The sequence below is a fragment of the Cupriavidus sp. 05L411 genome (assembly GCF_056398045.1).
Genome location: NZ_JBFTOQ010000023.1, coordinates 18,878 through 32,514, shown reverse-complemented (window position 1 = coordinate 32,514; position 13,637 = coordinate 18,878). Strand labels below are relative to the sequence as shown.

Genomic DNA, 13,637 nt, shown 5'->3' with positions numbered 1-13,637 from the left:
CGTCACGCCTTCATCACGCCACCGTCACGTGGCCCATGCATCGTAGCGGTCTTTAGACACCATTCTTCTCCCACATGCGCATCCTCCCGTCCGCGACCGTCATTGCCGTTATCGCCGTCACCGCTGCGGCCTGGGCTTTGCCCGCCGCGGCCCAGGCCACAGCCCCTGCCGCCTACCCCGCCACCCTCGCCGGCCACGCCATCCTGCCCGCGCAGAGCTATATCGCCGCGCCCAAGGACGCGCCGCAGGACCTGCAGGAGAGCGGCAAGTTCACCACCGGCGCGCGCGTGGAAAAGATCGGCGCGGTGGAGGGCCAGTCGAATAACCGGCCGACGGGTGTGTCACTGCCCTTCAAGGGCCAGCCGCTGCAAGGCCATTCCGGCATCAAGCACATGGCGGACGGCAGCTTCTGGGTACTGACCGACAATGGCGCCGGCAGCAAGGCCAACTCGCCGGACTTCATGCTCTACCTGAATCACTACAAGGTGGACTTCAAGAGCGGCAAGCTCCATCGCCTGGGCACTGTGTTCCTGCACGATCCGGACAAGAAGGTGCCCTTCCGCGTCGTCCACGAAGGCACCAGGCAACGCTACCTGACCGGTTCGGACTTCGACACGGAGAGCTTCCAGTTCGCCGGCGGCGCGCTGTGGATCGGCGACGAGTTCGGGCCCTTCCTGATCAAGGCCGACCTGCAAGGCAAGGTGCTGGCCGTGTACGACACGCTGGTCGACGGCAAGGTCGTCCGCTCGCCGGACCATCCCGCCGTGACCACGCCGGGCGTGCCGGGCGGCGCGGTGGACTTCCAGGTCAAGCGCTCCAAGGGCTTCGAAGGCATGGCCTCATCACCGGACGGCAGCAAGCTCTACGCGCTATTGGAAGGCCCCGTGTGGAACGCCGAAGCCAAGGATTTTGAGCGTATCGGCGGCAAGGAAGCCCTGCGGGTGCTGGAGTTCGACACCCAGGCCGGCAAGTGGACGGGCCGCTCATGGAAGTACCCGCTGGAAGCCAATGGCAACGCCATCGGCGACTTCAACATGATCGACGCCAGCACCGGCCTCATCATCGAGCGCGACAACGGCGAAGGCACGGCCGACAAAGCCTGCCCCGAAGGCCAGAAGCGCAACGATTGCTTCTCGGATATCGCCAAGTTCAAGCGCATCTACAAGATCGAACTGAGCGACGCCAACGCGGGCGGCCCGGTGCGCAAGATCGGCTACATCGACCTGCTCAATATCGCCGACCCCGACAAGCTGGCCCGCAAGCCGCTCAACGAAGGCGTGCTCAAGTTCCCGTTCTTCACCATCGAGAACGTGGATGTGGTCGACCCGACCCATATCGTGGTCGGCAACGACAACAACCTGCCCTTCTCCAGCAGCCGCGAGCCTAACAAGGCCGACGACAATGAACTGGTGCTGCTTGAGGTCGGTGAGTTCCTGAGGGCGAAGTAATTGGCCTCAGGGCAGTGCCGGCGCACGAGCCGGCATGGATGGGTGTCCCGGGCTAACGAGGACACCCATCCGGCCTACACTTCCAGCCATTCCTTGCGAATGGCGGCATTGGCCTTGAGGTCCCCGGGGGTGCCCTCGAACACGATATGCCCGTGCCCCATCACATAGACCCGCTGCGAAATATCCAGCGCGATAGCCAGCTTCTGCTCGATCAGCAGCACCGACACGCCACGCTCCTTCAGGACCTTCAGGTAATCGCCCACCAGCGCGACGATCATCGGGGCCAGCCCTTCGGTAGGCTCGTCGATCAGCACCAGGTCGGGGTCGCCCATCAGGGTGCGGCACAGCGTAAGCATCTGCTGCTCGCCGCCGGAGAGCACGCCGGCTGACGTATTCTCACGCTCCTTCAGGCGCGGGAACATGTTGTACATGTCCTGCACCGTCCAGCGAGGCTTTGACTGGCGCGGATTGCGCTTCTCCCCTAGCTGCAGGTTCTGGCGCACCGTGAGCGTGGGAAAGATATCGCGGTTCTCCGGCACGTAGCCCACGCCCAGGTGGGCGATCTCGAAGGTGCGCCGCCCGAGGATCTCTTCGTCGCGAAAGCGCACCGAGCCCTCCGCCTTGACCATGCCGAGGATGGCCTTGGCCATGGTCGAGCGCCCCACCCCGTTGCGGCCCAGCAGCGCGACGATCTCGCCTTCGTCGATATGCGCGTCGACGCCGTGGAGGATATGGCTTTTGCCGTAGTAGGCGTGCAGGCCCTGCACGTCCAGCATGCGCTTGCCCATCAGTGCGCTCCCTCAGTAGCGGGTTCGTCCAGGGTCGTGCCCAGGTAGGCTTCCTTGACCTTGCGGTTGGCGCGGATGGCCTCGGGCGTGTCGGTGGCGATGACCTCGCCGTAGACCAGCACCGAGATCCGGTCGGCCAGCCCGAACACCACGCTCATGTCGTGCTCCACCATCACCAGGGTCTTGCCAACGGTGACGCGGCGGATCAGTTCCACCGCATGGTCGGACTCCGAGCGGCTCATGCCGGCCGTGGGTTCGTCCAGCAGGATCACCTCGGCGCCACCGGCGATGGTGATGCCGATCTCCAGCGCGCGCTGTTCCGCATAGGTCAGCAAGCTGGCCTGGGTGCTATGGCGGTGCTGCAGGCCGATCAGCTCCAGCACTTCGTCCGCCCGCTCGCGCGCGTCGCGCAGCTCGGACAGGCGATGCCAGAACGAGTACTTGTAGCCCAATGACCAGAGCACCGCGCAGCGCAGGTTTTCGAACACCGACAAGCGGTGAAAGATATTGGTGATCTGGAAGCTGCGCGACAGCCCCATGCGGTTGATCACGAATGGCTGCAGCCCGCCGATCTCCTGCCCATTCAGCCTGACCGTGCCCGAGCTTGGCGCGAAGCGCCCCGAGATCAGGTTGAAGGTGGTCGATTTACCGGCGCCGTTGGGGCCGATCAGCGCATGCCGCTCCCCCTTGGGGATGCTCAGGTTAACGCCCCGGATGATCTCGGTCTGGCCGAATTTCTTGCGTACGTCGTTCAGTTCCAGTGCGGCGCTCATGCCGTGCCTCCCGCCATTTCGGCCTGTACCTTGTCCCACGTGGCGCGCACCCGCGCGCGCGCGGCGCGGCAAGCCAGCAGGCCAGCCACCCACAACGCCGCGGCCACCAGCCACGGCTTCACCGTCGCGGCGTCGAAGCCGATGCGCAACAGCGACATCTCCGTCCCGTTGGCGCTGTCCACCTGCACCTTGTAGACCAGCTCCACGGTGAGGATCACCGCGGCGAGCAGCACCAGCCCGGCAGCCGCGGCGCGGCCGTAGTCGGGCAACATGGCGCGCAGCTTGCCGCGCGCGAGCAGCGGCACCTGCATCATCAGCAAGCTGGCGATGCCGCCCGGCACGAACATGACCATCAGCACGAAGAACAGACCAAGGTACAGCAGCCAGGCCTTGGTCAGGTCTGACAGCGCGACCGCGAACAGGATGAACACCACCGCGCCGATCACCGGCCCGAAGAACACGCCCGCACCGCCGATGAAGGCTGCCAGCAGCACCCCGCCGGAGCGCACCGCGCTGACGTTCTCGGCCGACACGATCTCGAAGTTGATGGCCGACAGCGCCCCCGAGATGCCGGCGAAGAACGCCGACAGGATCAGCACCAGGTAACGCACGCGCTGCGTGTTGTAGCCGATGAATTCCACCCGCTCCGGGTTGTCGCGCACCGCGTTGGCAATGCGGCCAAGCGGCGTCTGGGTCCAGGCGTACATGGCGGCCATGGACAGCAGGCACCACACCGCGATCAGGTAGTACACCTGGCGCCCGGGCCCGTAGGTGATGCCGAACACGGGGTCTCCCACCATGCGGTTGGTGGAGATACCGCCCTCGCCGCCAAAGAAATCCGGGAACATCAGCGAGCTGGCAAATACCATTTCCCCGATGCCCATGGTGATCATCGCAAAGGTGGTGCCGGACTTCTTGGTGGTGACGTAGCCGAACAGCACGCCGAAGAAGGCACCGGCCAGGCCGCCAACCACCGGCAGCAGCGAGACCGGCAGCCATACCTTGCCCGCCCCCACCATATTGAGCACGTGGATGGCGATGAAGGCGCCCAGGCCCGCGTACACCGCATGGCCAAACGACAGCATGCCGGTCTGCCCGAGCAGCATGTTGTAGGACAGCGCGAAAATAATCATGATGCCCATCTGGGACATCAGCGTGATGGCGAACCCGCCGGTGAAAAACAGCGGCATCACCAGCATCAGGGCCGCGGTCAGGCCCCAGATCGCCCAGCGTGCCAGGTTCATCGGGCGGTAGCGCATGGTGCTGCCGGTCACAACCGTCTCGCGGCGTTGTTGCATTGTCGTCTCCATGCTCATGCTATCAACCCTCCCTGGTGCCCATCAAACCACGCGGGCGGAAGATCAGCATCACCACCAGCAACAGATACGGCAGTACCGGGGCAACCTGCGCCACCGTGAGCTTCCATAGCGAGGACAGCGGCGTGCTGTCGGTAACCTGCAGGCCGATCGAGCCCAGCAGGCCAGCCAGCGAGGCGTCAAGCGTGACGGCAAAGGTTTGCAGTACGCCGATCAGCAGCGAGGCAATGAACGCCCCCACTAAAGATCCCATGCCGCCCACCACAGCCACCACGAAGATGATCGACCCCACCGCCGCCGCCATCGACGGCTCGGTGATAAAGGCATTGCCGCCGATCACGCCGGCCAGCCCCGCCAGCGCGGCGCCACCACCGAACACCATCATGAACACGCGCGGCACATTGTGTCCCAGCGCCTCGACCATTTCCGGATGCGTCAGCGCGGCCTGGATCACCAGCCCGATGCGGGTGCGGGTGAGCACCAGGTAGATCGCCACCAGCATGGCCAGCGACACCACCATCATGAAGGCGCGGTACTTGGGGAACGAGGAGGTGAATACGGTAAACAGCGGCCCGTCCAGCTCTGCCGGAATGCGGTAGGGTACGGCGGCAAGGCCCCATACCAGCTTCACGCCTTCCTCGATCAGGTAAGCCAGGCCGAAGGTAAACAGCAGTTCTGCCACGTGCCCGTACTTGTGCACGGTGCGCAGCCCGAAGCGCTCCACCAGCGCGCCAGCACCGGCCACCAGCAGCGGCGCGAAGATCAGCGCGGGCCAGAAGCCGATCTTGCTGGCAATGGTGTAGGCAAAGTACGCGCCCAGCATGTAGAAGCTGGCGTGCGCGAAGTTCAGCACGCCCATCATGCTGAAGATCAGCGTAAGCCCGGAAGAGAGCATGAACAGCAACAGCCCGTAGCTGACGCCGTTCAATAGGGAAATGACGAAGAATTCCACAACTTATCCTTCATTCTGACGCACGTGGCCAGTTGGCGGCCACCGATCGGCCGGTCGGAGAACGGGCGCGCGGGTGAGCGCCGCCCACCCGAACGCGGCATGCGCCGCGCCGCGCCGACCGAAGTATGCAGGATCGGGCGGCGCGCCGGAACTGGCCGTGCCATCCGCCGCGCGCAGGCTTAGCCCGGGCGCTTCATCTGGCAGGAAGTCGGCTGCGCTGCCACGTACTGGTCCATCAGCGCATCGGTCTTCCAGCCAAAGCCGGTGTTTTCCTGATCGAACTTGACCTCCTTGCCGTCAACCTTGGTCCAGGTAGCCACCACCAGCGATTGCTGGGCCTGGTGATCCGAGCCGCGCATCTCCACCGTGCCATTCAGGCTCTCGGCCTTGATGCCTTCGAGCGCCTTGGCCACCTTGACCGGGTCCGTCGACTTGACGTCCGTGAACGCCTTGCCCAGCATGGCGATGCCGGTGTACGCGGCCATCACGTAGAAGTCATCGTTGTACTTCTTCTTGAAGCCCTCGATGATATCGCCGCCCTTGAAGCCCTTGTTGTTGGGGTTGTAGTAGCCGACGTACTTGACGTGCCCGGCTTCCGACGCACCCATGGCGGTCGGCACGCCGGTGGTGCCGGCGTAGTAGGTGTAGTAGTTGGTGGTCAGGCCCGCGTCCTTGCCGGCCTTGATCAGCAGCGCAAGGTCGCTGCCCCAGTTTCCGGTGATCACCGTGTCGGCCCCGGAGGCCTTGATCTTGGCCGCATAAGGGGCAAAGTCCTTGACCTGTGCCAGTGGGTGCAAGTCTTCGCCGACGATCTGGATGTCCGGGCGCTTGCGCTTCAGGTAGTCCTTGGCGGCGCGCGCCACCTGGTGGCCGAAGGAGTAGTTCTGGTTGATCAGATAGACCTTCTTGACGCCAGGATCCTTGGCCAGGTAAGTGGTCAGCGCCTCCATCTTCATGTCGGAGTTCGCGTCCAGGCGGAAGTGCCAGTAGTTGCACTTGCCGTTGGTCATGTCCGGGTCCACCGCGGCGTAGTTCAGGTAGATGATCTCCTTGCCCGGATTACGCTCATTGTGCTTGGCCACCGCGTCTTCCAGCGCCAGGCCCACGGAGGACCCGTTGCCCTGCACGATATAGCGGATGCCCTGGTCCACCGCCTGCTTGAGGATGGTCAGGCTTTCCTGTGGCGAGAGCTTGTTGTCAAAGCCAACCACTTCAAACTTGTTCCCGCCCCCCCAGTTCTTCTGGTTGGCGATGTCCGCGACGAACTGCCAGCTCTTSARCTGGTTCTGCCCCACCGGCGCCATCAGGCCGGACAGCGGGTCGATAAAGGCGATCTTCACCGTATCGGCAGCCGCAACCCCGGAACCCATTGCCGCGAAAATGGCCGTGGCGGCCACGAGCGGACGCAATCTGATCATGCTTGTCTCCTTCAGTCTTATTGTTGGCTGTGGTTGATCCCGATTCGCGGTGGCGCTCTCTCCCAAGACCGCGCGCGCCGCAAACCTGTCCTGCAATCGCCGGCATCAACGCCCGGCAAGCATTGGCGGCTCTATGGCCGCCTTGGGGTCAGGCCGCCGGCAGGCGGTAGTCCTTGAACTGCTCGCGCAGCTTGAGTTTCTGCATCTTGCCGGTAGCGGTGAGCGGAATCTCGGTGACAAAGGCAACGTCGTCGGGGATCCACCATTTGGCGACCTTGCCTTCGAAGTACTTCAGCAATTCCTCGCGTGTCACCTCGGCGCCGGGCTTCTTCATCACCACCAGCAGCGGGCGCTCGTCCCACTTGGGGTGATAACAGGAAATGCAGGCCGCCATATGCACCGCCGGGTGGGCGGCYGCCACATTCTCGATATCGATCGAGGAGATCCACTCGCCGCCGGACTTGATCACGTCCTTGCTGCGGTCGGTGATCTGCATGTAGCCGTCGGGGTCGATGGTAGCCACGTCGCMCGTGGGGAACCAGCCATCCACCAGTGGCGATGCGTCGTTGCGGTAGTAGTGCTCGATCACCCAGGGGCCGCGCACGTGCAGGTCGCCGAACGCCTTGCCATCCCAGGGCAGCTCGTTGCCGTCGCCGTCGACGATCTTCATGTCCACGCCGTAGATCACGCGGCCCTGTTTTTCCTGGATCTTCTGCTGTTCGTCTTCCGGCAGGTCGTTGTGGCGCGCCAGCAGCTTGCAGGACGTGCCCAGCGGGGACATCTCCGTCATGCCCCAGGCGTGAATGGTCTCCACGCCGAGCGCCTTGAGCGCGCGGATCATGGCGGGCGGCGCCGCCGAGCCGCCGATCACGGTGCGATTGAAGGTGGAGAACTTGAGATTGTTGGCCTGCACATGCTGCAACAGGCCCAGCCATACCGTGGGCACGCCGGCCGAGAAGGTCACCTTCTCCTTCTCGAACAGCTCGTAGACCGAGGCGCCGTCCAGCTTGGCGCCCGGCAGCACCAGCTTGGCGCCCACCAGCGGCACCGAATACGGCAGGCCCCAGGCGTTGACGTGGAACATCGGCACCACGGGCAGGATCACGTCACGCGCCGAGCAGCCCAGCGCGTCCGGCAGCGCCGATGCGTAGGAGTGCAGCACGGTGGAGCGATGCGAATACAGCGCGCCCTTGGGGTTGCCGGTGGTGCCGGAGGTGTAGCACAGGCTGGAGGCCGTGTTCTCATCGAACTGCGGCCACGTGTAGTTGCCGTCCTGCGCGTCGATCAGGTCCTCGTAGCACAGCAGCGGCACCTTGGCTTGCGCCGGCATGTGCGAGCGGTCGCTCATCATCACCCAGCCCTTCACGCCCGGGCAATGCGCCGCCACGCCTTCGACCAGTGGCAGGAAGGTGGCATCGAAGAACACGTACTGGTCTTCGGCATGGTTGATGATGTAGGCGACCTGCTCGGGGAACAGGCGCGGGTTGACGGTATGGCATACCGCTCCCGAGCCCGATACGCCGTAGTAGATCTCCAGGTGACGATAGCCATTCCAGGCCAGCGTGCCAACACGGTCGCCCGACTGCACGCCCAGCGCGGCGATGGCCTGGGCCAGCTTGCGCGAGCGCAGCTCGCAATCGCGGTAGGTATAACGGTGCAGATCGCCTTCGGTCCGTCGCGAGACGATTTCCGTGCCGCCATAGTGGCGTGCGGCGTGCTTGATGATGGAGGAAATGAGCAGGGGTTCGCTCATCATTTGACCCATCAATGCCATGGAATAGTCTCCTGTAATTTTCGAAATCCGTCAAAAAAACGAACAACCGTTCTATTTTTGGGCCGATTGTTGCCATCCATTGATGAAACGTCAACGGGAATCCGTTGTGCAGCGCCATATCCGGGAGGCCAGCGGGCTGCACCCCGGCCCCATGGCGGTGCGCCAGGGGCGGGATTCAAGGGATATCCGGAAACATTGTGGTGACAACGACGGTCAGAGATGCGAATGACGGCGTGGAAGTACAATAACGCCTGCCATGTTGCACCTCAACATGTCGTTTTCCCTAGCCTGCAAGCGCACTTGCGCGAAATCCGACATGCCGGCGCTGCACCGCCCAGCCACCCATAGTGATGCCCCAGTGAACTCTCCCGAGCCAACCGACGCCCCCCAAGCCTTGCCAGACCCCGCCGGCCCCGCCCCATTGAATGCTGCCGAGCCGCGGCCGCCGTTCACTGCCGTGCCTGGCTTTGCGGAACTCGGCCCGCGCTTCTTTACACGGCTCGCGCCGACGCCGCTACCCTCCCCCAGGCTGGTCAGCGTGTCGGCCTCCGCGGCCGGGTTGCTGGGCTGGGATGCGGATGCCGCAACGCAGCGTAGCTTCATCGAAACTTTTGCAGGAAATCACGTGCCCGAGTGGGCCGATCCCCTCGCCAGCGTGTACTCCGGCCATCAGTTCGGCGTCTGGGCGGGGCAGCTGGGCGACGGCCGGGCGATACGCCTGGCCGAGGCGCGCACCGCCTCCGGCCCCTGGGAAATCCAGCTCAAGGGCGCCGGCATGACGCCCTACTCGCGCATGGCCGATGGCCGCGCCGTGCTGCGCTCCTCGATCCGGGAATACCTGTGCTCCGAGGCGATGCAGGCGCTGGGCGTGCCCACCACGCGCGCCATGTGCATCATCGGCTCCGACGCCCCGGTGCGCCGCGAGACCATCGAGACCGCCTCCGTGGTGACGCGCCTGGCGCCGTCCTTTATCCGCTTTGGCCATTTCGAGCATTTCGCGGCCCGCGAGGACCTCGGCTCGCTGCGCCAGCTGGCGGATTTCGTGATCGACCGCTTCATGCCCGAGTGCCGCGACGACAAGCAGCCCTACCAGGCCCTGCTGCGTGAAGTCTCCCTGCGCACCGCCGACCTGATGGCCAGGTGGCAGGCCGTGGGCTTCTGCCATGGCGTGATGAACACCGACAATATGTCGATCCTCGGACTGACCATCGACTACGGCCCCTTTGGCTTCCTCGATGCGTTCGACGCCAACCACATCTGCAACCATTCCGATTCGCAAGGCCGCTATGCCTACAGCCAGCAGCCGCAGGTTGCGTTCTGGAACCTGCACTGCCTGGCCCAGGCCCTGATGCCGCTGTGGCGAGAGGGCGATGGCAAGGCCGACGCCGAAACCAGCAAAGCGGCCACCGACGCCGCGGTAGAAGCCGCGCGCGCCGCGCTGGATCCGTTCCGCGAACGCTATGCCGCAGCCTTCTTCCAGCAATACCGGGACAAGCTCGGCCTGCGCCCGACGGGCGGCCCCGATGCCGACGACGAGCCGCTACTGACCGACCTGTTCCAGCTGATGCACGCCCAGCGTGTGGACTACACCTTGTTTTGGCGCAACCTCGCCCGCATCTCCTGCGCCGATGGCAGCCAGGATGCCCCGGTGCGTGACCTGTTCCTGGACCGCGCGGCGTGGGATGCCTGGGCCGAGGCCTACCGCGCCCGCCTGCGTGCCGAGAACTCCGTTGACGCCGTGCGCGCCGTGGCCATGCTGGCGGTCAACCCGAAGTACGTGCTGCGCAACCACCTGGCCGAAACCGCCATCCAGCGCGCGCGGGAGAACGATTTCAGCGAGGTGGATCGCCTGCTGGCCGTGCTGTCGCGCCCGTTCGACGAGCAGCCGGAGGCCGAGGGCTATGCCGCGCTGCCGCCGGACTGGGCAGCCGGGCTGGAAGTGAGCTGCTCGTCGTGAAGGCGCGGCGCCACTGCAAGCACTGTAAGGTTTGACAGGCAGGAAACGACCAACTGGCCTTGGGTGACGAAGAGCGGGCTGCGCAACAAGCTGTGCGCCGGCCAAGTCTCCCGGCCAACGAGAAAGGAAAGCCGATTATGACCACGCACAAGACCGAAGCCGAGTGGCGCGAGCAACTCTCCGACATCGAGTACCGCGTTGCCCGCGAAGCCGCCACCGAGCGGCCCTTCACCGGCCGCTACTGGGATCACTGGGAGCGCGGCACCTACCGTTGTGTCGGCTGCGGCACGCCGCTGTTCGAAGCCAGCACCAAGTTCGACGCCGGTTGCGGCTGGCCGAGCTACTTCCGCCCGATCAACGGCGAGGTGATCGACGAGCACACCGACCACACGCACGGCATGGTCCGGGTAGAGGTTCGCTGCAAGGAATGCGGCAGCCACCTTGGCCATGTTTTCGAAGATGGCCCCGCGCCCACCGGTTTGCGCTACTGCATCAACTCGGCTGCGCTAAAATTCGACCAGCGCGACCCCGCCGACCTCAATGCGGGTGACGCCGCGCCGACATCGCCCGACACGCCGCGCTAAGCCCGAACCGCCCGCGCGGCGGTTCGCCGCCAACCAAGCCTTCGACCTTGCGTCGCTCAATCCTGTTCGCATGAAATTCCTGTTCGACCTGTTTCCGGTCATCCTGTTCTTCGTCGCCTTCAAGTTCGCTGGCATCTATGCCGCCACCGGCGTGGCGATCGCCGCCACCGTGGTGCAGATCGGCTGGGTCTGGCTGCGCCACCGCAAGGTCGAGCCGATGCAGTGGGTCAGCCTGGCGATCATCTCGGTGTTCGGCGGCGCCACGCTGCTGCTGCATAACGAGACCTTCATCAAGTGGAAGCCCACCGTGCTGTACTGGCTGTTCGCCGCAACGCTGACCCTGTCGGCGCTGATCTGGCGCAAGAACCTGATCCGCGCCATGCTGGGCAAGCAGGTCACCATGCCGGAAGCCGCCTGGGGCAAGCTCAACGCCGCCTGGGCCGCTTTCTTCGCCGTGATGGGCGTGGTCAACCTCTACGTGGCCTACCAGTTCTCCACCGACGCCTGGGTCAACTTCAAGCTGTTCGGCAGCATGGGCCTGATGCTGGTGTTCATCCTGGCACAAAGCGTCTGGCTGTCCCGCCACATGCAGGAAAACACCCCCGAGTAAGCGCACCGGCGGGCCCTGCCCGCCGCGCCTGCCTCGATTGATCTCCCGGCGCCGGCCGGGCCCCACCAGGATACGCATTCACCGATGGCCGCAGAACCCGCACAAATCGAAGCCCTGCTGCGCGCAGCCCTTTCGCCCTCCCGCATCGAAGTCCGCGACGACAGCGCGCTGCACGCCGGCCACGCCGGCGCCGCCTCCGGCGGCGGGCATTACCACGTCACTATCGTCAGCGCGCAATTTGCCGGCAGCACCCGGGTGGCGCGCCATCGCATGGTGTATGATGCGCTGCGCGATCTATTCCCCGCGCAAATCCACGCGCTGGCGGTGACCGCGCTGACTGACCAAGAACTTGAATCCCGCGAAACCTCCCGCGATTCCTCGAGCAACTCTCAGATCTGATTCCATGAAGACCACAGTCCTCTCGTTCAGCCTGGCGGCTGTGCTTGCCGCTGGCAGCTTGCCCGCCCTCGCCCAGAACGCCGCCGTCGTGAATGGCAAGGCGATCCCCTCGGCCAAGCTGGACAAGCTCGTAGCCGGCACCGGACAGCCTCCCAGCGCAGAACTGCGCGACCGTGCCCGCACCATGCTGATCGACCGTGAGCTGCTGCTGCAGGAAGCCAACAAGCGCGGCCTGACCCAGCGCGACGACCTGCAGGAACAACTGGAACAAGCCAAGCTGAACGTGCTGGCCGGTGCCGTGTTCGAGGACTACGTCAAGACCCACGGCGCCAGCGACGACGAACTGCGCAAGCAGTATGACAAGATCAAGTCCCAGTTCGGCAGCGGCAAGGAATACCACGCCCGCCACATCCTGGTCGAGAAGGAAGCCGACGCGCGCGCCATCATCGCCAAGATCAAGGCCGGCGCCAAGTTCGAAGACATGGCCAAGGCCTCGTCCAAGGACCCGGGCTCCGCAGCCAACGGCGGCGACCTCGACTGGGCCAACAGCAGCAGCTACGTGCCGGAGTTCTCGGCCGCCATGACCGCGCTGAAGAAGGGCCAGATGACCGAAACCCCGGTCAAGACTCAGTTCGGCTGGCACATCATCCAGCTCGACGACACCCGCGACGCCAAGATCCCGACGTTCGAGGAAGTCAAGCCGCAGCTGGTGCAGATGCTGATGGGCGACCAGAACTGGCAGCGCGAGCAGTTCCAGGCCATGATGAAGTCGCTCAAGGACAAGGCCAAGATCCAGTAAGTGGACTCGGGCTTGCCGTGACGGGAAAACCGGCGCCGATGGCGCCGGTTTTCATTTGCGCGAGCGGGATACCGCTGGTTTGCCCCCTTCAGCCCTCCTGCCCGCCAAGCGTTCGCAGGTATCCATGCGCTGCGCCCCGCAGTTGTCGCATCAGCCGCGAGAAATCGATCCCCTCCCCTTCATCGATGCAAGCATGCGAGATCAGGCCATAGACGATGGCCTGCAGCGTCACCGAGGCCTCCTCGACCACCGCGGCCTGCGGCGCGTCGGCCGCGCATAGCAGCGCCCGGCTCCACCCGTTCACAAACCGTGCGTACATCTTCTGGTAGGCCGCGCGCCCCGAGTAATGCCGCTCCAGCAGGTAGATCGGCCCCCAGCGCTCCGGCGTCTCCCGGTGGTGCTCTACGTTGACGGCGATCAGCGCATCCACGATGGCCGCCATCGATTCGCCCCGGCACTGCGCCAGTCCGGCGTCCATCGCCAGCACGATCCGCTTGGCGCGCAGGTGCAGGCATACCTGTGCCAGCTCCTCCTTGCTGCCGAAGTACTCGTAGAACGTCCCCAGCCCCACGCCGGCCAGGTCCACGATGGCGCGGATCGTCACGTGCCCATAGTCCTGCCCGGCCAAAAGCCGAACAAAGGCCTCCTGGATGGCCAGGGAGGTCTGCCATGAGCGCGACTGCACCGGCCTGCGGCGSGGCTTYGCCGGGYCTTTKYGCTGYGGGTTCATGATGCTCCGAAAGCCGAACATGCWGGCTGGCCATTCTATCTAGAATGACCTTTCGAATCTAACGGGTGGCGGCAAGCCCGGCCGCCCGG

General features: G+C 64.8%; 13 protein-coding genes. 6 read left to right on the top strand and 7 right to left on the bottom strand.

What is annotated here, in order from left to right:
• The first annotated feature begins 74 nt into the window (after positions 1-74).
• Positions 75-1,448 (top strand): esterase-like activity of phytase family protein, encoded by a 1,374-nt coding sequence (locus tag AC1DQR_RS24440; RefSeq protein ID WP_477133956.1) that lies wholly within the window; start codon positions 75-77, stop codon positions 1,446-1,448.
• 74 nt (positions 1,449-1,522) lie between these two features.
• On the opposite strand, the gene AC1DQR_RS24435 is transcribed toward AC1DQR_RS24440, so the two are convergent.
• The 6 genes from AC1DQR_RS24435 to AC1DQR_RS24410 all read right to left on the bottom strand — a co-directional run bounded on the left by AC1DQR_RS24435 (position 1,523) and on the right by AC1DQR_RS24410 (position 8,469).
• The gene (locus tag AC1DQR_RS24435; RefSeq protein ID WP_043346656.1) at positions 1,523-2,236 is read right to left on the bottom strand and encodes an ABC transporter ATP-binding protein; all 714 of its coding nucleotides are present in this window, start codon (positions 2,234-2,236) and stop codon (positions 1,523-1,525) included.
• Positions 2,236-3,009, bottom strand: coding sequence for an ABC transporter ATP-binding protein (locus AC1DQR_RS24430; protein WP_043346660.1), 774 nt, complete (start codon positions 3,007-3,009; stop codon positions 2,236-2,238). The genes AC1DQR_RS24435 and AC1DQR_RS24430 overlap by 1 nt, the downstream gene beginning before the upstream one ends.
• Positions 3,006-4,319 (bottom strand): branched-chain amino acid ABC transporter permease, encoded by a 1,314-nt coding sequence (locus AC1DQR_RS24425; RefSeq protein WP_477133955.1) that lies wholly within the window; start codon positions 4,317-4,319, stop codon positions 3,006-3,008. Before AC1DQR_RS24425 ends, AC1DQR_RS24430 begins: the two co-directional genes overlap by 4 nt.
• Positions 4,320-4,329: 10 nt before the next feature.
• Entirely contained in the window at positions 4,330-5,277 is a 948-nt protein-coding gene (locus tag AC1DQR_RS24420) for a branched-chain amino acid ABC transporter permease (protein WP_150990296.1), read from the bottom strand.
• A 179-nt stretch (positions 5,278-5,456) separates the two neighbouring features.
• On the bottom strand, positions 5,457-6,695 hold the full coding sequence (locus AC1DQR_RS24415; RefSeq protein ID WP_477133954.1) for a branched-chain amino acid ABC transporter substrate-binding protein: 1,239 nt from the start codon (positions 6,693-6,695) through the stop codon (positions 5,457-5,459).
• Positions 6,696-6,843: 148 nt separating this feature from the next.
• The gene (locus AC1DQR_RS24410; RefSeq protein WP_477133953.1) at positions 6,844-8,469 is read right to left on the bottom strand and encodes a 3-(methylthio)propionyl-CoA ligase; all 1,626 of its coding nucleotides are present in this window, start codon (positions 8,467-8,469) and stop codon (positions 6,844-6,846) included.
• 316 nt (positions 8,470-8,785) lie between these two features.
• Between AC1DQR_RS24410 and AC1DQR_RS24405 the strand changes: the two genes are divergently transcribed.
• The 5 genes from AC1DQR_RS24405 to AC1DQR_RS24385 all read left to right on the top strand — a co-directional run bounded on the left by AC1DQR_RS24405 (position 8,786) and on the right by AC1DQR_RS24385 (position 12,818).
• Positions 8,786-10,426: a protein adenylyltransferase SelO gene (locus AC1DQR_RS24405; RefSeq protein WP_477133974.1), complete on the top strand. Its 1,641-nt coding sequence runs from the start codon at positions 8,786-8,788 to the stop codon at positions 10,424-10,426.
• A gap of 137 nt (positions 10,427-10,563) precedes the next feature.
• Positions 10,564-11,010, top strand: a complete 447-nt coding sequence (msrB, locus tag AC1DQR_RS24400; protein ID WP_043346672.1) for a peptide-methionine (R)-S-oxide reductase MsrB — start codon at positions 10,564-10,566, stop codon at positions 11,008-11,010.
• Positions 11,011-11,080: 70 nt separating this feature from the next.
• Complete coding sequence (locus AC1DQR_RS24395; RefSeq protein ID WP_174426400.1) at positions 11,081-11,620, top strand: septation protein A; 540 nt, start codon at positions 11,081-11,083, stop codon at positions 11,618-11,620.
• An 84-nt stretch (positions 11,621-11,704) separates the two neighbouring features.
• Complete coding sequence (locus AC1DQR_RS24390) at positions 11,705-12,019, top strand: BolA family protein (RefSeq protein WP_416048683.1); 315 nt, start codon at positions 11,705-11,707, stop codon at positions 12,017-12,019.
• A gap of 4 nt (positions 12,020-12,023) precedes the next feature.
• Positions 12,024-12,818, top strand: coding sequence for a peptidylprolyl isomerase (locus AC1DQR_RS24385; protein WP_150990285.1), 795 nt, complete (start codon positions 12,024-12,026; stop codon positions 12,816-12,818).
• 88 nt (positions 12,819-12,906) lie between these two features.
• On the opposite strand, the gene AC1DQR_RS24380 is transcribed toward AC1DQR_RS24385, so the two are convergent.
• Positions 12,907-13,548 (bottom strand): TetR/AcrR family transcriptional regulator, encoded by a 642-nt coding sequence (locus tag AC1DQR_RS24380; protein WP_477133952.1) that lies wholly within the window; start codon positions 13,546-13,548, stop codon positions 12,907-12,909.
• Positions 13,549-13,637 lie beyond the last annotated feature (89 nt).

What these genes read in the sequence shown, in the direction of transcription:
- AC1DQR_RS24430 (WP_043346660.1), bottom strand. Translation starts at nt 3,009, where the DNA reads ATGAGCGCCGCACTGGAACTGAACGACGTACGCAAGAAATTCGGCCAG.
- AC1DQR_RS24390 (WP_416048683.1), top strand. Translation starts at nt 11,705, where the DNA reads ATGGCCGCAGAACCCGCACAAATCGAAGCCCTGCTGCGCGCAGCCCTT.
- AC1DQR_RS24425 (WP_477133955.1), bottom strand. Translation starts at nt 4,319, where the DNA reads ATGGAGACGACAATGCAACAACGCCGCGAGACGGTTGTGACCGGCAGC.
- AC1DQR_RS24405 (WP_477133974.1), top strand. Translation starts at nt 8,786, where the DNA reads ATGCCGGCGCTGCACCGCCCAGCCACCCATAGTGATGCCCCAGTGAAC.
- AC1DQR_RS24440 (WP_477133956.1), top strand. Translation starts at nt 75, where the DNA reads ATGCGCATCCTCCCGTCCGCGACCGTCATTGCCGTTATCGCCGTCACC.
- AC1DQR_RS24435 (WP_043346656.1), bottom strand. Translation starts at nt 2,236, where the DNA reads ATGGGCAAGCGCATGCTGGACGTGCAGGGCCTGCACGCCTACTACGGC.
- AC1DQR_RS24385 (WP_150990285.1), top strand. Translation starts at nt 12,024, where the DNA reads ATGAAGACCACAGTCCTCTCGTTCAGCCTGGCGGCTGTGCTTGCCGCT.
- AC1DQR_RS24395 (WP_174426400.1), top strand. Translation starts at nt 11,081, where the DNA reads ATGAAATTCCTGTTCGACCTGTTTCCGGTCATCCTGTTCTTCGTCGCC.
- msrB (WP_043346672.1), top strand. Translation starts at nt 10,564, where the DNA reads ATGACCACGCACAAGACCGAAGCCGAGTGGCGCGAGCAACTCTCCGAC.